Annotated in this window: 20 protein-coding genes; 1 reads left to right on the forward strand and 19 read right to left on the reverse strand. The window is 45.3% G+C overall.

From position 1 onward, the window contains the following. Window positions 1-163: 163 nt before the first annotated feature. The 4 genes from ACWA2B_RS11900 to ACWA2B_RS11915 all read right to left on the reverse strand — a co-directional run bounded on the left by ACWA2B_RS11900 (window position 164) and on the right by ACWA2B_RS11915 (window position 5,030). Window positions 164-1,150, reverse strand: coding sequence for an ABC transporter permease (locus ACWA2B_RS11900; RefSeq protein WP_069012697.1), 987 nt, complete (start codon window positions 1,148-1,150; stop codon window positions 164-166). Continuing rightward, entirely contained in the window at window positions 1,147-2,664 is a 1,518-nt protein-coding gene (locus tag ACWA2B_RS11905; protein ID WP_165147000.1) for a sugar ABC transporter ATP-binding protein, read from the reverse strand. Before ACWA2B_RS11905 ends, ACWA2B_RS11900 begins: the two co-directional genes overlap by 4 nt. Window positions 2,665-2,730: 66 nt before the next feature. Beyond that, window positions 2,731-3,846 (reverse strand): sugar ABC transporter substrate-binding protein, encoded by a 1,116-nt coding sequence (locus ACWA2B_RS11910; protein ID WP_340885733.1) that lies wholly within the window; start codon window positions 3,844-3,846, stop codon window positions 2,731-2,733. A 251-nt stretch (window positions 3,847-4,097) separates the two neighbouring features. Continuing rightward, complete coding sequence (locus ACWA2B_RS11915; protein ID WP_069012699.1) at window positions 4,098-5,030, reverse strand: zinc-binding dehydrogenase; 933 nt, start codon at window positions 5,028-5,030, stop codon at window positions 4,098-4,100. Window positions 5,031-5,161: 131 nt separating this feature from the next. On the opposite strand from ACWA2B_RS11915, the gene ACWA2B_RS11920 reads away from it, so the two are divergent. Beyond that, entirely contained in the window at window positions 5,162-6,067 is a 906-nt protein-coding gene (locus tag ACWA2B_RS11920; RefSeq protein WP_069012700.1) for an MmyB family transcriptional regulator, read from the forward strand. A 197-nt stretch (window positions 6,068-6,264) separates the two neighbouring features. Here ACWA2B_RS11920 and spoIVA read toward each other — a convergent pair whose 3' ends face one another. The 15 genes from spoIVA to ACWA2B_RS11995 all read right to left on the reverse strand — a co-directional run bounded on the left by spoIVA (window position 6,265) and on the right by ACWA2B_RS11995 (window position 19,592). Beyond that, entirely contained in the window at window positions 6,265-7,743 is a 1,479-nt protein-coding gene (gene spoIVA, locus ACWA2B_RS11925; protein ID WP_029517326.1) for a stage IV sporulation protein A, read from the reverse strand. Window positions 7,744-7,781: 38 nt separating this feature from the next. Beyond that, window positions 7,782-7,919 (reverse strand): hypothetical protein, encoded by a 138-nt coding sequence (locus ACWA2B_RS11930; protein WP_013371690.1) that lies wholly within the window; start codon window positions 7,917-7,919, stop codon window positions 7,782-7,784. Between the two features lie 244 nt (window positions 7,920-8,163). Beyond that, entirely contained in the window at window positions 8,164-8,514 is a 351-nt protein-coding gene (locus ACWA2B_RS11935; protein WP_029517325.1) for a 2Fe-2S iron-sulfur cluster-binding protein, read from the reverse strand. A 39-nt stretch (window positions 8,515-8,553) separates the two neighbouring features. Further along, a complete protein-coding gene (locus ACWA2B_RS11940) occupies window positions 8,554-9,204 on the reverse strand; it encodes a hypothetical protein (RefSeq protein WP_023989184.1) in 651 nt (216 codons plus the stop codon). A gap of 177 nt (window positions 9,205-9,381) precedes the next feature. Beyond that, window positions 9,382-9,657: a stage VI sporulation protein F gene (locus ACWA2B_RS11945; RefSeq protein WP_013310741.1), complete on the reverse strand. Its 276-nt coding sequence runs from the start codon at window positions 9,655-9,657 to the stop codon at window positions 9,382-9,384. A 166-nt stretch (window positions 9,658-9,823) separates the two neighbouring features. Further along, window positions 9,824-10,864, reverse strand: coding sequence for an NAD(P)H-dependent glycerol-3-phosphate dehydrogenase (locus ACWA2B_RS11950; protein WP_029517324.1), 1,041 nt, complete (start codon window positions 10,862-10,864; stop codon window positions 9,824-9,826). Beyond that, entirely contained in the window at window positions 10,857-11,465 is a 609-nt protein-coding gene (gene plsY, locus ACWA2B_RS11955; protein WP_029517323.1) for a glycerol-3-phosphate 1-O-acyltransferase PlsY, read from the reverse strand. The genes ACWA2B_RS11950 and plsY overlap by 8 nt, the downstream gene beginning before the upstream one ends. A gap of 11 nt (window positions 11,466-11,476) precedes the next feature. Further along, on the reverse strand, window positions 11,477-12,799 hold the full coding sequence (gene der / locus ACWA2B_RS11960; RefSeq protein ID WP_013310744.1) for a ribosome biogenesis GTPase Der: 1,323 nt from the start codon (window positions 12,797-12,799) through the stop codon (window positions 11,477-11,479). Window positions 12,800-12,946: 147 nt separating this feature from the next. Beyond that, a complete protein-coding gene (rpsA, locus tag ACWA2B_RS11965; protein WP_029517322.1) occupies window positions 12,947-14,173 on the reverse strand; it encodes a 30S ribosomal protein S1 in 1,227 nt (408 codons plus the stop codon). A 120-nt stretch (window positions 14,174-14,293) separates the two neighbouring features. After that, on the reverse strand, window positions 14,294-14,887 hold the full coding sequence (locus ACWA2B_RS11970) for a lysophospholipid acyltransferase family protein (protein WP_029517321.1): 594 nt from the start codon (window positions 14,885-14,887) through the stop codon (window positions 14,294-14,296). Next, complete coding sequence (gene cmk, locus ACWA2B_RS11975) at window positions 14,884-15,591, reverse strand: (d)CMP kinase (RefSeq protein ID WP_029517320.1); 708 nt, start codon at window positions 15,589-15,591, stop codon at window positions 14,884-14,886. The genes ACWA2B_RS11970 and cmk overlap by 4 nt, the downstream gene beginning before the upstream one ends. A 129-nt stretch (window positions 15,592-15,720) precedes the next feature. Beyond that, window positions 15,721-16,380 carry a flagellar brake protein gene (locus ACWA2B_RS11980; RefSeq protein WP_029517319.1) on the reverse strand — a complete coding sequence of 220 codons (660 nt, stop codon included), beginning with the start codon at window positions 16,378-16,380 and terminating at the stop codon, window positions 15,721-15,723. Window positions 16,381-16,545: 165 nt separating this feature from the next. Next, complete coding sequence (ypeB, locus tag ACWA2B_RS11985) at window positions 16,546-17,931, reverse strand: germination protein YpeB (RefSeq protein WP_029517318.1); 1,386 nt, start codon at window positions 17,929-17,931, stop codon at window positions 16,546-16,548. Window positions 17,932-18,195: 264 nt separating this feature from the next. After that, a complete protein-coding gene (prsW, locus tag ACWA2B_RS11990; RefSeq protein WP_165147009.1) occupies window positions 18,196-18,891 on the reverse strand; it encodes a glutamic-type intramembrane protease PrsW in 696 nt (231 codons plus the stop codon). 86 nt (window positions 18,892-18,977) lie between these two features. Further along, window positions 18,978-19,592 carry a genetic competence negative regulator gene (locus tag ACWA2B_RS11995; RefSeq protein WP_013310751.1) on the reverse strand — a complete coding sequence of 205 codons (615 nt, stop codon included), beginning with the start codon at window positions 19,590-19,592 and terminating at the stop codon, window positions 18,978-18,980. Window positions 19,593-19,738: the final 146 nt, after the last annotated feature.

A 19,738-nucleotide genomic window follows, 5' to 3' on the forward strand; every position in this document is an offset into this window, starting at 1 on the left:
CCCGGGCGGCGTACTGCCTTCCATAATGTTATCATCTGTTTCCGTTTCGTCGTTAAATATACATAGAATATACCTAACCTCCGCAATATAGGCCGAAACTGGCGTTTTATGGCACCCTGCTTGCGTGGAACAAGGTTTATAGTAATACAGTCCACAGACAATTTCAAGTACGACGACGGTTTAACACATAAAAAGTAACGGCCAGCGCAAGTACCAGCACTACTCCTTTGACAATATCATGGGCGAAATATTGCACATTCATCATCGTTAGTCCATTAACCAACACACCGATCAAAACTGCACCAATAAATGTACCAATGACATTGGGTTTACCAGCACCAAAGACCGAAAAACCGACGAATACTGCAGCTACCGCTTCCATGAGCAAGGGGGAACCCGCGTCAATTTGGCCTGAGCCTACGCGCGAGGCATACAAAATACCGGCAATCGACGCAAATACACCTGAAGCAACATAGGCCAGAGTACGGACTTTTTTTACCCGTATACCCGACAGACGAGCAGCTTCCTTATTTCCACCCGTTACATACATTTGACGCCCATGCTTTGTATAGGTCAAGAAAACATGCACTGCCGCCACAGCCAGCAACAGTAAAATAACCGAAATCGGGATACCCAACCATTTACCTTGCCCCAGCAAAAGAAATGCAGGAGATATCTCCCCCGGCGCCTTGCTACCATCGGGAAACTGCATATGATTATATATGGTATAGCCCTGTGCGTACGTTTTGTGAATCCCGCTTACAATATACATGATTGCAAGGGTTGCGAGCAAATCAGGAATACGCAGTTTAATGATCAATAATGAATTCAACAGTCCTACCAAAGCGCCGACAATCAGAGACACAATAATGACCACCGCAACAGGCTGCTCATACCAGACCATTAAAGAAGCGGAAACGACCGTTGTCAAAGATACTGTAGCTCCCACCGACAGGTCAAAACCGTCCACGATAAGTGACAATGTCACACCAATGGCAACGAAAGTCACAATGGCAATCGAGCCAAGAATGTCCATTAAATTATCATAAGTCCAGAAATAAGGTAATGTAGATGAAAAAAACGCCAACACACCTATAATGACAACTACGGCACCGTAACGAAATGAGACGTTTAACCATTTTTCCTTCATGAATGCACCTCTTCACCCCCGCTGGCATACAACAGAAGCTGTTCCTGTTCCACTTCGCCCCGAGCAAATTCCTTTATAATTTTGCCATCATACATCACTGCAATCCGATCACCAATGCCAATCCCTTCAGCAAATTCACAGGTTAGATAAATGATCGCTTTTCCTTGCTCCGCCAACTCACCAATGATACGGAAAATATCACTTTTTGCCCCTATATCTACACCCTTGGTTGGCTCGTCAAAAACAAATACATCCGCTCCGGAATGCAGCCATTTCCCAATAGCAACTTTTTGCTGATTCCCGCCACTTAAATATTTAACATTCTGACGGAGCGATGGTGTCTTAATACCGAGAGAGGCGACAATCCCATTACCGTTATTTCGTTCTTTACGCCGACTGATGAAACCAAGGACACTCAGTTTGCCCAAAAGCGGAAGACTAAGGTTTCTTTCCACACTCTCCTCAATTAGCACCCCCTGCTTCCGTCGCTCCTCGGGTATGGACACAATTCCTTGAGCTACCGCATCCGCTGGTTCTCTCAATCGAATGGAGCGACCTTTAAAGGTCAGCTCTCCCTTATCCGGCTTGTCTGCTCCTGTAAGAAGTCGTGACAGCTCTGTCTTGCCTGCACCAACCAAACCCACAATAGAGAGAATCTCACCACATCGGACCTGTACATCAATGCCGTGCACTCGTAATCCTTTGTGAAGCCCTTTCGCTTCCAATACCGTTTCACCAATCGGTACCTCTGTTTTTGGGAATTCCTCCTCAAATGTTTTCCCAAGCATATGCGTAACGATGTCACCTACACTTAAATCAGACGCAGGTCCCGTGAACACGCGCTCACCATCACGCATCACCGTAACACGGTCACTGTGTTCGATAACCTCCGGCAATCGGTGTGTGATGAGGATACATGCAACTCCCTCATCCTTGAGTGTATGGATTGTGCGGAACAAACGTCGCGTTTCTTCTTCGCTGAGCGGCGCCGTAGGCTCGTCAAAAATGATGGCATTGGCTTGCTGTGTCAGAATGCGTGATATAAGTACAAGCTGTTTTTCTGCCAACGTCAATTCAGACACATATCGTCGCACGTCAATATCTATCTCCAGACGTGCTAATGCCTCACGCGCTCGTCTGCGCATAGAAACCGGTGCAGTCCACCATCGACCATCAGGGGCTGACAAATCGTCCATTACAATATTTTCAGCAACAGTTAACTGTGGTACAAGCGCTGAATCGACCTCCTGATACACACAGTGAATTCCCGCTCTTTTGGCCTCCCACGGTGAACTAATGTTCAGTTCCTTGCCACCAACTACGATAGCTCCCTGATCGGAATGATACGCACCGGACAGAATCTTCATCAATGTACTTTTCCCTGCCCCGTTGGCGCCCAGCAGAGCGTGAATCTCGCCACCCTGCACTGTAAAATCCACGGCTCGCAGCGCATCTACACCAGCAAACTGTTTGCTAATTTTCTTCATTTCCAATGTATATACTTGTGAACTCATGGTGCCCCCTCACGCCTGCTTATGATAAAAGCGCGCCGAAGCGCGCCTTTGCGTTATGCAAACATTTTATTTGGACGTTTCATATTCCTTCATCCAATCCTTATAGCCCTGTTCGCTTTGGCCCCAGCCCTTCACATATTGGGACAGCTCGGATGTGGAAATTTGCTTATCCGGCAACGCTTCGCGTTGCACATATACAGCCTTCAGTACGACTTTCTCCTCCGGATTATCCCCATGCAGCTTCTGATATGCATAGCGCACTTGTACGCGCCCGATATCTGTTGGATCTACGGCTGCCGAGGCCACCCAAGGATTTTTCGGGTCTTGGATCATTTGCAAGTCCTCGTCGCTCATGTCAATGCCGTAGACTTTAATTTCTGTACGTCCCGCTTGTTGGATGGCACGGGCTGCGCCTTTGGCAAATTCATCCCAAGCCGCCCAGACGGCTGTAATTTCACCCTTAGGATATTGCTTTAATACAGCTTCCATTTTGGCTTGCGTATCCAACGCAGGATTCTGAGCCGAACCAAAAGTCGCAATTTCTTTAATATCCGGATTGGATTTCAAAAATGCACCATAAGCAACCTGACGACGTTCCATCGGCGCAAATCCGGCAACCCATACTTTCACAATGTTGCCTTTGCCACCGATATCCTTCTTCATTTGCTCCAGCGTTAGCTCAGCCATGCTTTGGTCATCCTGTGAGAGCACTACCGCACCCGGAACATTGACGGCAGCATCGAACACGATAACTGGAATATTGCGGGAAACTGCTTTTTTCAACCCTGTTTCCAGTAATGCATCACCGTGATCAGTCAAAATGACATCAAACTGCTGGTTAATCGCACTATCAAGCAGAGAAGCCATTTTAGCCTTATCGTTATCTGCCACAAACTTAGTCAGCGTACCGCCAAATTTTTTAACTTCCTCTTCCACACCTTGAACATACTGTTGCGAAAATGTGCCCGTGTTAAACTCCATGATCAACGCAACCCGTTTACCCTTTAGATTTAAGTTGTCCGTTTTTTCGTTTGTTGTATTCGATTCCGCAGTGCTTGTCCCTTGAGTGCCGCTCTCTGTTTTCGGCACGCCACATGCAGTGACCAGCAAAACCAGCACCAGTAGCATGATACCTCCCAGTCCTAGCTTTTTGTGTCTTTGGAACTCTTTTTGGATATCCATGATTTCATTTCCCCCTCGTTCAACCACAAAATGATTCAAATTTGATACTTAATATATCGCTTTAAACCAAGTATGTAAATAGGTTTTATTAAATATAGAAAATTTTCCGGTTTTATAGGCCAACACACAACAAACAACCGCCCCCCCGATTGAATACCGGAAAACGGTTGCTGCTTAAATTTGAAATCAAGGCGGAGCCTGGGTCGAAGATACAATCTGTCTGTTTATTTTAAATAGGAGAACGCTCACATCTAACTTATTTGGAGCACTGCTTTACCGGAAAATTTCCGATCTATCAGTTGTTGGGCTACAGCTCCAATTTCCTTCCACGATGCCTCCACTTCGATTTTTGGTACTAACTGGCCTTTTGATACAAGCTCACCTAGTAATTTTAGATCTCCCGCTGGGGAATAACGATTTATTTCCTCACCTAGAAAGAAGCAATACAAAGTTCTACCACCTAAGCCCCTAATATTAATCGTTGCGTAAGGTGAGGACGAATGTCCCATGGACACACATATCCCCTCTGGCATAAGCTGAGGTAGTAATGCAGCTAGCGTATCCCCACCTACTGAATCCACAATGAGATGATAAGGTCCGAATGTATCCAGCGAGGAAATCGCCGGATCGCCAACGATAACCTCATTAGCACCAGCCTCTTGAACAAGTAGAGCTTTTTCCTCTGTTCTGGCTACACCTACTGTAAAAGCTCCTGATTGCGCCGCTAGCTGATGTGCAAAAGTCCCAACTCCGCCAGTCGATCCAGATATCAATATTCGCTTACCGAGCAGCATTCCTCCTTTTCGAAGTGTATAGAGCGCTGACAGACCGGCTACTGGTAAAGTAGCAGCCTGGGCGAAGGTAATATCATCAGGAAATTCAGCCACTAATGAAGTAGGAGCGGCAATTTGTTCGGCCCATGCTCCCATCGGGAGAAGTCCTACGACACGGCTTCCTTGTTTCGGGCCCGTGCCATCTTTGGCTTGCTCGATGACAATCCCGGCAAAATCCCATCCTGGTCTGCTCTGTCTTCCATGATTTCTTGCATCTACAACTTCACCCCGATTCAGAGAGAAGGCCTGTACTTGAACGATCGCTTCCCAAGGCTGGGCCTGCGGGACTGAAACTTCCTTTATTGCGAAATATCCTGAAGCAAACGGATCTGTTACAATTGCACGAACCATATGATCTCCCCCATCATTCTCATTGAGAAACCCTTGTAAATAGCTCCCCTTTTTCACATTGTAGTATACTGTAGGGAACTATCTGCACCAAGTGTAGAACTACACCTCATTATGAAAAGGATTGAAAAAGGATGACCATGCACAAGGACTTCCGATATAAAACATTAAAAAACGTTTTGGGAGAGATTGAAGCTGTTCGCATGAAGCGTCAACGGGAATATACTGAGCTATCACACCCGTTATTAAAACGATTTACTCAGCAGGAGCTTAATGATGAGGCATGTCCTACGTATAAAAATCTATTGGTTGGACGGTCTCGTCGAATACCGGACCGGCAAACGATAATCCATATTGCTGAGTATCTGGAGTGTACTTCACATGAGCGCAATGACCTTCTCCTCGCCGCTGAATATCTTCCGATCCATTACGAACTCGAAGGACGTTCTCTAGAGCTGGCGCTGGAGCAAACACAGCAAATCATGAGTAATTTGCCATTTCCGGCGATGATTGTTACTCATACCTTAGATATCAAAGGGTTAAATGAACCGTTTCGCCATTTATTTGATATTCCTTCCGATTCTTTTATGAATGGCAAACTGAATAAAGTAGATTTTCATTTTAACTCCGATTTTTCCATTCGTCCCCGTTCTACCTTCGATGCTGAGTCGTTCGAACAGTGGGAGTCTCATGCTATTTTTGGGATACAAGCTTTCAAAAGATATAACATGTTGTCCCGATACGACCATTGGTATACGAAGTTAATAGACAGATTTCAAAAATACGATGATCTTAATAAATATTGGAATATGCAGCCAAAGGACTCAGCAAGTGAAATTGAGCAACCCAAAATTATTTTGGCCAGAATGGGAACCGCGGACGATTTAGTCCCTATTCGCTACAAGCAAATTCATCTTTCTGTAAGTAGCCACATGTATCCTGGAATTGAAGTATACTTACCGATTGACGATCCTGCACGCATAGTATTTCAATATTGGGGTTGTCCAGCCGAATATCAGAACTACGCTTTTAATGAATAGGAAAAATTCGCCTACAGCACTTTACGAGAAACGAAAAGCTCAATAAAAACAGAGGTAGTCTAGGACTTTATTTTCTCGTCCATGGCTACCCCTGTCTGGTTTTGGAGGTCAGTCTAATATTTTGTTTTTGCGAACCGTAGAGAGCAAATTGCTCTCCACGGTATTTCTCTTATACATTTTTTAGGTGTGGCTTACCCTTAAAGAATAATAGCAATGAGACCGCCGGAGCCTTCATTAATGATACGACCCAGCGTTTCCTGCAGCTTATAGCGTGCATTGTCCGGCATCATGGCGATTTTACCCTGAATGCCTTCCCGTACAATGGAATGCAGCGAACGTCCGAAAATGTCTGACTCCCAAATTTTGATTGGGTCATTCTCAAAATCTTGCATCAGATAGCGCATAAGCTCTTCACTTTGCTTCTCTGTTCCGATAATCGGAGCAAATTCCGATTCCACATCGACACGAATCATGTGTATAGAAGGTGCTGTCGCCTTGAGCCGCACACCAAACCTTGTACCCTGACGAATCAACTGCGGATCGTCTAGTGCCATCTCAGATAACGACGGCGCGGCAATGCCATATCCCGTTGTCTTGACCATTTCCAGCGCCTCGGCGAAGCGGTCGTACTCTCGTTTGGCATGGGCAAAATCCTGCATCATTTGCAGCAAATGATCCTTGCCACGAATCTCTACCCCGACGACTTCGACCAAAATCTGGTCATACAGCTCATCGGGAGCATACAGATCAATTTCAGCTACGCCCTGCCCCATATTCATCCCGCTCAATCCGGCCCTGTCGATGAATTCATATTCCATAAACTGGCCAACCACTCGATCTACATCACGCAGGCGTCGAATATCTTTAACCGTATCGCGAACGGAATTTTCATAATTGCTACGCAGCCAGTGCTCTTCGTTCAGTACCATGACCCAGCTCGGCAGGTTTACATTCACCTCATGCACCGGAAATTCATACAATACTTCACGAAGTACGCCTGTAACATCATCTTCCGTCATCGTCGCCGCGCTGAGTGTCATAACTGGTATATCGTACTTGGCAGCCAGCTCACCGCGAAGCTGGAGTGTTTCATCACTGCGAGGATGCGTGGAGTTGATAACCAAAACAAATGGTTTGCCAACTTCCTTCAACTCCTCAATGACGCGTTCCTCCGACTCTACATAAGAGCTGCGCGGGATTTCCGCAATCGTGCCGTCTGTAGTGACTACCACACCGAGCGTCGAATGCTCCTGAATAACCTTGCGTGTACCAATTTCTGCCGCTTCCTGAAAAGGAATGGGTTCTTCGAACCATGGTGTGGAGATCATCCTCGGACCATTTTCATCCTCGTACCCTTTTGCTCCTTCTACTGCATATCCTACACAGTCAACCAGACGTACATTCACATCCAGTCCTTCCGTTACTTTGATCTGGACGGCATTATTCGGTACGAATTTAGGCTCCGTCGTCATGATCGTCTTGCCTGCCGCACTTTGCGGCAACTCGTCTACGGCGCGGGCACGGTCCGCCTCACTTGTAATGTTTGGCAGAACAATCGTCTCCATAAACCGCTTGATAAACGTTGATTTTCCTGTTCGGACTGCGCCGACGACCCCAAGATAAATGTCTCCTCCGGTACGTTCGGCAATGTCTTTAAAAATGTCTACTTTCTCCAATGAAATCCCCTCCTAAAAAGTCTCCGAAGGAAAAATGCTTAAAGAGCATCCGCTTCGTGTTCAACCAACTGCTTGATCCCAGATGCGGCAGAACAGCCTTTAAAATGCCCGGAAGTCGTCCGCCGCCGAGATTCAGGAGACTGATGGAATCGGCGAAACGGCGTAAACTCGTACATGCATTTGGACTGATACCATCATATGTATCCCCTCCGTAAAATATGTTTAGTTTTTTGAAAAATAGATTACGACAGAGCGATCATTGCAGAAACGATATTTTACGTTTGGTTCCACTCACCTAATATATGCGGGGCAAGACTCTCCCATGACTTCGTCGCTAGATTAAATAAAAAAAGGATGTTTCTCCTGACCGTTTAGAGTCGTCGGAAACATCCTTTTTCTATTCTCCTGATATAATCGGCATTACCACAGTTCATCATCCAGCGCCTGACGCTCCAGTTGCCGTCTGATAGCCGCCTTGAGCCTATCCTCCGGTATGGTTACCTCCATATCGCCTTGGACACGTGCCTGGCAGGATAAGCGCATTCCTTCATCCAGTAAAGGCCCCAGCTTACGCTGCTCTGCATCTCTGGGTTGGTCTGCAAATTCAGCCCATTCCGGTGATATTTGTACCTTACACATCAGACAGGCTGCTTTTCCGTCACAACGAGTGGGGATATATACACCCGCTTTACGAGCAGCCTGAAGCAATGACGTACCCTGACCGACCTGTACGCGCCTACCTGACGGCCTAAACGTAATCTGCACATTCATGAATAGTCCTCCAGTTGTCTTTCTCCTAACACACACAACTTATACTTCATTGCCCATCTGGATGACGGAGTGCAACTCTGGCCAAGGCAGAAGTTCTACAAGCTTGTCCAATTGCTCCTCATTCCAAATATTACTGACTAGTAGCTGCTTCAGTACAATTATATGACGTCGCGGGTCGCGCTTCATGACTTCTGCAATCGCTTTATATCGGTCGGGTCGATTTCGCAATATATTGAATAAAAGTTCATGACTGAGCGGCATCAGACGCAGTGAAGCACTCCCCAGCTCAAGCTGAACACCAGCCGACCAAAGTAGTCGCTCGATCTCTAAGCGGTATAACGCTCCGTCACATAATACTTCAAATCCCCCCACCAACTCGACTGGAAATCCCTCCAGATCATAGTGGCTCAGCAATGAAACGTAAGAGCCGCTACGATCAACCTGCTGTCGATCTATACTTATACCCAGGGGGTGCGCATGAAGTTGCTTTGCTGCATGAATATCCGCATAAATATCAATGTCCCGAGGCAGGCGATCCAGTTCAACTTCATGTACAAGTAGTGAACAACTCCCGCCTAGCATCCACGGAACCGACACTGTTGACCAGTTCTCAGCCAAGCTACTCAGCGCAACTGCCAGATTGTGAGGAAGCCTGTCTACTAACACCGATGATATTGCCTCCTTCAACATTGTTTCCTCCTTTGCTGTCTTTCCTTCCGTTTCCTGATGGGCATCATTATAACATGTTCGACAGGGCAGTTCGATATTTTGTGTACTGTAAAAGCGGTTACCCACTCCAAAATATAAAAAAACCGCGAACCTTCCCGGTCCACGGTGAATAATACTAACTGGCGTGCGGCCAGCGGTCTATTTTTTCATCATCATTTTCATCAACGCTTCCATATTGGAAGGATTCATTCCGCTCTTTTTGACGGCACCAACAATATCCCTTACTGTATCTTCCGACACCGGAATGTTGGCCATCGCAGACACTTGCTTGATAAGCTGACGCAGTTGCGCTTCGCTTTGAAGCGTGTCCGCCTTTACCGTGCCTGCCAGCTTTTTCACTGCATTTTCGGATATGTTTTTGCCGCCTTTTTTGTTAATGGCCTTCAATGCATCTTTCGGAAAGTTTTTATTCATAATCTCCCCTCCTCCGCCATTGCTCAACTCAGTCTATGAGTGGCGGAGACAAAAGGTGATTAAGCGTACATAAGACATGCCAAACGCCTAACTAAAAAAGGCTATCTCATTATAGAAAAAATCTACCATGAGACAGCCTTTATATTATTAAAGCTCATCTGAGCCTTTAAGAATGCCATTGCTCCCAAGTCTGAAGTGGCATGACTTCCATCTCGGTCTTAGGGTCGCGACCCATCAGCGCCTCAACGGCCTTACGGACGTCACGTCCTTCAAACAGTACTCCATACAGTACCTCTGTAATAGGCATCTGAACACCTAATTTTTGAGAGATGGCGTATGCCGCTTTTGTCGTTCGAATCCCCTCTACGACCATGCCCATAGATTCCAGCACATCATCAAGCTGTTGGCCCTGTCCTAATAGTGACCCTGCACGCCAGTTGCGACTGTGACGGCTCGTTGCCGTGACCACTAGATCGCCAATACCAGCTAGGCCGGCAAAGGTTAATGGATTAGCCCCCATCTCAACTCCGGCACGTGTAATTTCAGCCAACCCACGGGTCAATAAAGCTGCTTTGGCATTATCACCGAAACCAAGCCCATCTGACATTCCCGCACCCAATGCGATAATGTTTTTTAGCGCCCCGGACAGTTCCACACCGAGCAAATCGCGGTTTGTATAGACACGGAAATAGGAGTTCATGAACAGCCCCTGAGCAGCCTGTGCAGCCTGCTCATTGGAGGAAGCTACAACGACCGTTGTAGGACATTTCCTCACCACTTCTTCCGCATGACTCGGACCAGACAGCACGGCAATATCGCCCTCCGCGACTTCCAGTTCTTCCGAGATCACCGTGGACATACGTTTAAGCGTTTCTGTTTCAAAACCTTTAATGGCATGCACTACCAGCATATCCTTGCTAAAATGAGCTTTCAGACTACGTGCTACCTGACGAGCAGCAGCAGAAGGAGATACGATTATCACTGCTTTAGCACCAGATACCGCAGTCTGCATATCAGTTGTAGCTGAAATGCGATCAGACAAAATAGAGCCCGGTAAATAATGCTCATTTGTATGCTTCTCATTGATTTCAGCTGCTTGCTGCTCGTTTCTCGTCCAGACAGAGACATCGTTGTTATTGGCCGCAAGAACGGAAGCCAGGGCTGTTCCCCAACTCCCCGCGACCAGCACAGCTATTTTCTCAGACAAGACGATCTCCTCCTTTGGAGCCAAGCTTATTCTCATTCCCCCGTACCAACTTGACTATGTTGGTACGGTGTCTCCACACAGCGAACAGACAAATGATTAGAGCCGTCCAGAATAACGGCCATGCAAAACCAAGCACGAGTAATATCCAAGGGGTCAAAATGACAAATATGAGTGATCCAAGGGATACGTAACGAGTCATTACAATTGCAAGTATCGCAATGATTCCGGCATATAGTGCGGGCAGTAAGGCAAGCGATGCCAATACACCAATAGCAGTCGCAATACCTTTTCCTCCACGAAAGTGAAAATATACCGGCCAGTTATGGCCCGCAATCGCCGCAATGCCGCACAAACCCGGTACCCAGGATGATTCCCCACCTAACCAGTGCCCTATTAGTACCGCAATAACCCCTTTAAGAACGTCCAGCAGCAGTACCAGAATAGCTGGGCCTTTTCCAAGCACACGCAGCGTATTCGTCGCACCGGCATTGCCGCTCCCATGTTGGCGAATGTCGATTCCTTTTAATTTTCCATACAGCAAACTAAAGCTGACAGAGCCAAGCAAGTAACTGAGTACGATGGCAACGATTTGTAAAATCAACCTATTCGCTCCTAACTTTCGTCAGACTTGCGCCGTGTAAAGATTCGAATTGGAGTTCCTTCAAAATTGAAGGCGGCGCGGATTTTGTTCTCCAGATAACGCTCATACGAGAAGTGCATTATTTCTGGATCGTTTACGAATACAACCATCGTAGGCGGCTTAACAGCAACCTGGGTCACATAGTTAATGCGCAGACGACGTCCCTTGTCTGTTGGTGGAGGATTGATGGCAACCGCATCGGAAATTACATCATTCAGTAAATGTGTCTGAATACGCAACACATGCTGCTGTGCCACATGCTGTACAACAGGAAGCAGCTTTTGCAGGCGTTGCTTCGTTTTTGCAGACAAGAACACAATCGGAGCATATGTCATAAACAAAAAGTGATCGCGAATTTTCGTTTCAAACTGATGCATCGTTTTGTCGTCCTTGTCCACGACATCCCATTTGTTAACGACAAACAGCGATGCTTTACCCGCTTCATAAGCATAGCCAGCAATGTGCTTATCCTGTTCAATGATGCCTTCCTCGCCGTTAATAACGACCAATACAACATCTGCACGCTCAATAGCACGCATGGCACGCATTACACTATATTTTTCGGTCGTTTCATATACCTTGCCACGTTTACGCATACCTGCCGTATCAATCAGTACATACTTTTGACCGTCTTTTTCAAAAGGTGTATCAATTGCATCACGTGTCGTACCTGCAATGTCACTAACGATAACCCGCTCTTCTCCCAGAATGGCGTTAACCAGTGAAGACTTACCTACATTCGGGCGGCCGATCAAGGCAACACGAATAACGTCTTCATCATAGTGATCTTCTTCCAGCTCAGGCAAATTGGATGTAATGGCATCTAGCAGATCGCCTATCCCTGTACCATGGCTACCAGAAACAGCGATTGGATCACCAAATCCATAAGAATAAAACTCATAAATCAGATCGGCGCGACTGAGGTTGTCCACCTTGTTGACAGCTACGATGATCGGTTTACCCGAACGATATAGCATTTGAGCAACCTCTTCATCTGACTGTGTAATTCCTGCTTTCGCATCACTCATAAATACAATTACATCTGCTTCTTCTATTGCAAGTTCGGCCTGCATACGGATGGATTTTAAAATGACATCCTCACCATCAATCTCAATGCCGCCGGTGTCAATAATACTGAAGGATTTACCATTCCACTCCGATATACCGTATATACGGTCACGAGTGATTCCGGGTTTATCTTCCACGATGGACAAACGATCCCCGATTATCCGATTAAAAATAGTGGACTTGCCCACATTCGGACGACCAACGATAGCCACAACGGGTCTTGCCATAAATTCACTCCTCCTGTCAATTCTTCCGCTATCATCATAGCAAAAAACATACCTATTGGCGATATGGTCACGTAACAACAATCGGCGAACCCTCTGGGTCCGCCGATGGTGTACGTTATGCATATTATAAAATGTATTGATTTAAACTCATTTAAATTTGTTCAGCTTATCGCCAAAACGCTCGCCGAGCGTGATGCTCAGACCGGAATTATTGAGGGAAACGTTAGGATTATTCAGTTCCTCACGAGGTGCACGAGATGCACGTGGTGCTCTTTCTGCTTTAGGAGCAGCTTCAGGAGCTTCCTCAGTTTCTTTAATGCTCAGGCTAACACGTTTTTCGGAAGGATTCATTTCAAGAATTTTAACTTTCACTTCTTGCCCTTCTTCCAGAACTTCTTGTGGAGTTCCAATGTGTTTGTGGGAAATTTGGGAAATATGAACCAAACCTTCCACGCCAGGAGCGATTTCAACGAATGCGCCGAAGTTAACCAGACGTTTTACAACACCTGTTACGATGTCATTGTTGTTGAATTGTCCAGCAGCCGATTCCCAAGGACCAGGCTGTGCAGCTTTCATGCTCAGGCTGATTTTTCCTTTTTCAGGATCTACTTTCAAGACTTTTACTTTCACTTGGTCTCCTTCAGAAACTGCATCAGAAGGCTTATCGACATGAGTCCAAGCAATTTCAGATACGTGAACAAGACCATCCACGCCGCCAACATCTACGAAAGCACCGAACTGAGTAAGACGTTGAACCGTACCTACGATTTCTTGGCCTTCTTTCAGCTCAGCCATTACTTTAAGCTTGTTGGCTTCGAATTCTGCTTCCAGAACGTCTTTTTGAGAAAGAATCACTTTGTTATTTTCACGATCCAGTTCTTTTACAACAACACGCAATGTGCGGCCTTTGTAATCACTGAAATCTTCTACGAAGTGACGTTCTACCATGGATGCAGGGATAAATCCGCGCAGACCCACGTCTACCACGATGCCGCCTTTAACGACATCATTTACAACGACTTCAAATACTTCTTTGCTTTCGAACAGTTGCTCCAACTTTTCCCAAGCATTTTCACTGTCGATTGCACGTTTGGACAGAACAAGTTTTTCCTTGCCATCGTCAATGCTGATAATTCTAGCTTCAACCTCTTGGCCTACTTGTACTGCTTCTTCTGCGTTATCCAGACCAGAAGACAACTCGCGAATTGGAATAATTCCATCGTATTTATATCCAATGCTTACTACCGCTTGGTTATCTTCCAATTTCACGATTGTACCCTTAACGGTGTCACCTTTTTTCAGGGAGACGATTTGATCGAGCTCGTCTTGATTTGCCGCTTCAGCAGCTTCTTGATTTTTAATTTCTTCCGACATGTCAATACCCTCCTCAATTCAAAAAAAACCATTTATTTAAACCTGCGCATGGCAGAGTTCAAAACATAAATAAACTTTTGTTCTAGTTTTCCGAGCTTAGACACAATTCATACAAGCCTTTCAGTTATTCGTAGGCTTACCCGTTTCCTTCATCGTGCGAATACGAGACATAATTGCTTCTGTTGCCAGTTCAAGTGGATCTCCTTCGATATCGGCACCCTTTTGGTAAGCTTCCAAATTGACAGGTTTACCGTATAACACTTTCGTTTTACGGAAAAGCTTGTAATCACCAATAATGGCGACCGGAACGGCAGCCGCTCCACTGCGTAGCGCAAAGCTTGCAGCACCCTTTTTACCGATTCCCCCAGCTCCTCTGGAACCTTCGGGAAAGATTCCCATAACCTTACCATCACGCAAAATGTTCAATGCCAACTTAATGGATTCCTTACTTACACCGCCACGTTTGACTGGAAAAGCTCCCAGTTTCCCAATTAGTGGACCCAGTACAGGAACATTAAACAGCTCGGCTTTTGCCATAAAGTGAACCTTTCTTTTCAGCAAAATACCAACTGTAGGAGGGTCAAGATTACTAATATGATTAGAACACAACAGCACTCCACCCTCAGCAGGAACATTTTCCCTGCCTACCGCCTCAAGTCTAAACAGAACGCGGTAAATGAGACGCAAAATACTGGCGCATACAGTATATATCATTGGCTGATCTCTCCATCCTTCTCCGTTAAGCAATAAGATACGATCATATCAACGACATCCTGAATGCCCATTTGGGTCGTATCGAGCACGATGGCGTCCTCACTGCAACGAAGCGGAGATACCTCCCTCTCCTCGTCAAGCTTGTCACGTGCCGCAATGTCACGTTCCAGTTGCTCCAGAGTGATATCATCAGTTTCGCTCAGTTCTTTAAAACGGCGGGAGGCACGTTCCTGAACACTTGCGGTCATGAACACCTTGACTTCCGCATCGGGAAGTACAGTTGTTCCAATATCGCGACCATCCATAACGACACCCTTGCGTGCAGCCATCTCACGCTGGTTTTCAGTCAAACGTGTCCGTAAACCAGCAATACTTGAATACTGTGACACGTTGCTAGTCACTTCCATCGAACGGATCACAGTGGTTACATCTTCCCCGTTACAATAAACCTTTTGGCCTGTGGGGTCCGGTACTAATTCAATCACCAGCTCAGGTACATGTTGAAGCACTTTTTGTACATTTTCTGCAGGAATTTCCTTACGCATCATGTACCACGTTGCTGCTCGGTACATGGCTCCAGTATCTACATATACATAAGAAAGTGTTTTCGCCACCAAGCGGGCCACTGTACTTTTCCCTGCACCAGCAGGTCCATCAATGGCTACATTTATTTTGTTAATTGAAGATACATGTTGCCTTGCCAACAGGGAATTCCTCCTAACCTAACCTCAAGAAAAAAGCAGGCATTGCCTGCGACGTGAAAATTATACCACACATTTATAGGCGATGCAAAATAAGCGACAGGTTTACTAAAAAAGAAAAATTTCGGATGATTAAGATTTCCCCCGGAATTCCAGCTGTCTTTCAAAGCAATATTTAATCAGTTTTTGACGCTCCTGATCAGCGATTTCCTCATATTTCAGCATAATGAGTTTGCGACCGTTTTCCATCTGCTGAATGCGCACAATTTCAGATTGGAACGGAACATGCTCCTGAGTACCGTTTTTATATGGAACTAAAATCCAGCAAGACAATGATTCTCCTTCTTCAAGATGATGAGTTCCCTGGGTGTGAAAAGAAACACCCCCACCTCCTACATCATGTGTCTCTGCTACAAATCTGGACTCGTTCGCACCATGCTTTACAGCAATTTCCAAGTTGGCCTTAACCCGAAGAAAGTTTCGACGCTGAATTTTGCTGATGCTGTCTGGAGCAGGTTTGTGGATACGAATCATCCGGAGGATATCCTCTTTGAAACCCGTAACGTGGGTATTAAAATAATTTTTAATCCCACCCTCGCTCAAAAAAAATATAGACAGTTCTTCCCCTAGAAACAATTTTTTCAAATGCCCACTTGTTTGTGACATAGGAATTTCAATTAAAAAGTTCTGTGACTCCTCTTCTGCAATACGAGACTTAAATTCAAAAATCTCGTCCTTATGGTCAGTACCTGCCACTTGTATGTATAACACATCATTAATTTTGGGAAACAAATGATCCACCATCCTTGTCCATTAAAAGCTCTAATTAAGGTATATAATACCACGACTTTGTGCCTATATTAAGCATAATATTTGTTTGATCTATGACTAAAGCACAAAAAACCTCCTTTATGAAGGAGGTTTAGAGTGACTATTGATTCATTTTCATGTAATTAACTAGACATTACTTGCAGTAACCTGAGGTTCATCTGAATCTTTAACCTCTTCAATCGTTTCTTCCATCCCCGTATTGGCGTTAATGTATATCCGGTAAACGGAACCATTGATTTTACCACCAAATTCATAACAGAGAACTTCATTCGAAAGTTCATTTTCAATTAAGGCTTTACGGTGGTAAGTTTCACGAAACTCAGGATTCAATTTTGCTCGTGCTGCATTCAAATTCAATTTCGCTTGCGGTATGCGGCGGAGATGACTATGCTCATACACATAATCACTGGCTTGAAAACCGATCACTTGTCCGTTATCAAGGCCTGATCTGACTGCGATTTTTTCTGGATAGATAATCACATCCCCTTGTTGGCTCACAAATGTAATGTTAGCTAAATTCCCGCTTTCATCATACGCAACGGGCTTCATGTCTTTGTAACCTTTTTGTTCAAGGTATTCACTAGCATAGCGAATCGCTTCATTACGTGTTGCTTTTTTAGGACCTACTGCCCTCATGTCATGATAAGAAATAAGCTTGCCGCCTTTTTTCGTAAAATCCATACTGGCCACAGGCTGCTTCTTATTTAGCAGGGTAGCTGTATAAGATGCCCATTCCGTTCCTTTACCGTTTTCGTTCACCCTGATCTGACTTTCCGGTTTTCCTGTAAATTCAGCAGCATTTTGTTTAATTTGTTCTGCATTTACTGGCGGGAGACTCAATTTTTTCACAGAGCGTTTATCATAGATGCTGGCTACAGACGGTCCCCAATCCAGCTCTTTATAGTTTTCCACCTTTTTGTCCACGGTTTTAAAGCCATCAATAATGGTGTTGTCCTTCGGCCCAGTTTGAGAACCTGCCGCCATATCCACATCCGTCCAGCGCAAATTTTTGCTAATGACTTTCTGCTGCACTTCCTGCATGTTTTTCGAAATTTCTTTGGAATTGTTATACAACGTTTTCAGGTTCGAAATTTCTTTCTCGTTTAAGGGCTCGTGATCCAGATCACGGACAGCGGTCTGATACGAAAATGCAGATAGATGTGACAGCAAATCTTTAGCATGATTAAAAGGCATTACATTGAGGGGCAACTGATTAACCTCATTTTGAGCCTCACTTGTAATCCTCCACACGTTCATCAAACATTTGCGGTGCATCGCGTGTGAAGTATTATGGACAGCAACCGCGTTACCGAGTTGAGAATGCAGCTGATCCATATGAAACGACAAATCGTGAAACGCACGCTGGTATTGATTTTCCGCTTTTATCGACATGCTATTTGCCTGAAGAGACACCTCTTTTCTCATCTGGCTTTGCTGATAACCCCACACAAATGCTCCTATCATCATCAGGGTAACCACCGGGAACAATACGGAACTAAGTCGCTTATACATATTGGGAGTCTCCTTTCTTCAAGTACACTACCGATAGTGTGACAAGAAGAAAGCTCTCTTATGCATGGTTTTCCATGACTTCAACAATAAACTCACAGTTATCGCAAATACAGCGTTTAAAGCCGGTCTGAATCTGTCCTTGCTCTATGCGTCCTCTCAGCACAAAGCGTTCTCCGCATCTTTTACAATGAATTCTAACTTTTATACGCAAAAAAAGACACCTCTTTCTCTAACAGGTTTGTCAGATCAGTGTGTCCCATTTTGTTACATGTTAACCTTTTCTTCCCGTTTTAACAAACGAAAAGGAGAACGGTTATTAGCCCGACTGATCTTCGCCATTCCTCCATACCATAGAAAGGCCATAAGTGGAATGATAAACCAGATCCAGTCATGCGAAAATTTCGTTAAAATCAAATCGTATACTCCGTGCCAGAACCATGGAAGCACCAATGACAGCAGCAACATGTATTTGCTCCTCAAGCCTTCTGAAAACTTGGCCTTCCCCATGTAGTAGCCCATCATTACGCCAAACATCGCATGACCGGATACCGGTAGCAATGATCTCATCAGCATCATGCTAACCGAAGCATGGCCCGCCCAGGCATATAACAGATTTTCAACCGTTGCAAATCCGAGTGAGACTGCGGCCGCATACAAAATACCATCATAAGGCTCGTCGAACTCGGTATGATTATAGATGATGTGATACAACAGAAACCATTTAAAAAACTCTTCCACTCCGGCTGAAATGCCGAACGCCTGGATTAACGTGTGATCCCCTAGCCAAAGCAGCAGCCCTCGTTGAAAAATCATGACAGGAAGAACCACCAAAAAGCCGAGCAAAAACACTTTAATAACCATGTGCAGTGGCTCCGAATCATACCTGTCCTTCAAGTAAAAATACATCAATAAGGCGAGACCCGGCGCTGTGGCTGCCGCTATAACTGAAAACAGAAGCACCGATCATCCCTCCATAAAAATGAGTCGGCTCTGCTTTCAGCGCAGAGCCGACAAATTCACTTCAATATCACTTTTGATAAAACGAATCAAGAACGGCTGTCAAAATGAGTGCAGATGACAGCAACTGCCTGTTCAGGAATGACCAGTTTGCCGTACTCTTCCAACATAGCTGGTGTAACGGATGAGCCTTCTCCAAATTCAGCAAGAACCGCGATTAAAGCGGCAAGCTTGGACTCCTCTACTTCTTCTGGTTCCAAATGCAGAATCCATTTTCCTCTATAATGATACAGCTTACCTGCTTCCGTAGTGTTGCTACGAAGCATATGAGCCGCTTCTATGAGTACTTCGAAATCGCTAAACGCATAAACGATGGAATCACTATGCTCCAACGTGACTTCCATTTCGTAGACTTCCTCTGGAAGCTCCTCATCGGGACCCGAACCATACTGTTGATGGTCGTATTTACCCCGAGTGACGATAACAACCATTCCTTGAGCAGGAAGCGCAAAGACTTCGACAGCTAACGGTCCCGTGGCGTCGAAGCCCAGCTCACTGTATGCCTGATCCATCATTTCGGTAAACAGCTCATGAACTCTAGGAATTTCTTGCCACATATCGTCTTTTTGAATACCGCGTTCGCTCAAATCGTCAAAGGTAAGGAAAATCCGTATCTTGTCCTGACTTAATCTTTCTATTTTCATACTGGACCCTCCTCCTGGCAGCCGAGTGTTATTAACAGATTATGATGCAATTATGATGCCTGTGATGAAAATGGTTCTATGTAATCATGTTATCATTTTATAATCGTAAATGCACGCAATAAAAAGATAAAAAAAAGAATCATTTG

The organism is Paenibacillus sp. CMM36 (genome assembly GCF_053570945.1).

Bases quoted from the DNA above. Each gene is read 5' to 3' on its own strand.
- ACWA2B_RS11945 (WP_013310741.1), bottom strand. From the start codon at position 9,657: ATGAATAAAAACTTTCCGAAAGATGCATTGAAGGCCATTAACAAAAAA.
- ACWA2B_RS11910 (WP_340885733.1), bottom strand. From the start codon at position 3,846: ATGGATATCCAAAAAGAGTTCCAAAGACACAAAAAGCTAGGACTGGGA.
- ACWA2B_RS11970 (WP_029517321.1), bottom strand. From the start codon at position 14,887: ATGATATATACTGTATGCGCCAGTATTTTGCGTCTCATTTACCGCGTT.
- ACWA2B_RS11905 (WP_165147000.1), bottom strand. From the start codon at position 2,664: ATGAGTTCACAAGTATATACATTGGAAATGAAGAAAATTAGCAAACAG.
- der (WP_013310744.1), bottom strand. From the start codon at position 12,799: ATGGCAAGACCCGTTGTGGCTATCGTTGGTCGTCCGAATGTGGGCAAG.
- ACWA2B_RS11940 (WP_023989184.1), bottom strand. From the start codon at position 9,204: ATGTTGAAGGAGGCAATATCATCGGTGTTAGTAGACAGGCTTCCTCAC.
- ACWA2B_RS11995 (WP_013310751.1), bottom strand. From the start codon at position 19,592: ATGAAAATAGAAAGATTAAGTCAGGACAAGATACGGATTTTCCTTACC.
- ACWA2B_RS11930 (WP_013371690.1), bottom strand. From the start codon at position 7,919: ATGTACGAGTTTACGCCGTTTCGCCGATTCCATCAGTCTCCTGAATCT.
- ACWA2B_RS11915 (WP_069012699.1), bottom strand. From the start codon at position 5,030: ATGGTTCGTGCAATTGTAACAGATCCGTTTGCTTCAGGATATTTCGCA.
- ACWA2B_RS11920 (WP_069012700.1), top strand. From the start codon at position 5,162: ATGACCATGCACAAGGACTTCCGATATAAAACATTAAAAAACGTTTTG.
- rpsA (WP_029517322.1), bottom strand. From the start codon at position 14,173: ATGTCGGAAGAAATTAAAAATCAAGAAGCTGCTGAAGCGGCAAATCAA.
- ypeB (WP_029517318.1), bottom strand. From the start codon at position 17,931: ATGTATAAGCGACTTAGTTCCGTATTGTTCCCGGTGGTTACCCTGATG.
- ACWA2B_RS11900 (WP_069012697.1), bottom strand. From the start codon at position 1,150: ATGAAGGAAAAATGGTTAAACGTCTCATTTCGTTACGGTGCCGTAGTT.
- ACWA2B_RS11935 (WP_029517325.1), bottom strand. From the start codon at position 8,514: ATGAATGTGCAGATTACGTTTAGGCCGTCAGGTAGGCGCGTACAGGTC.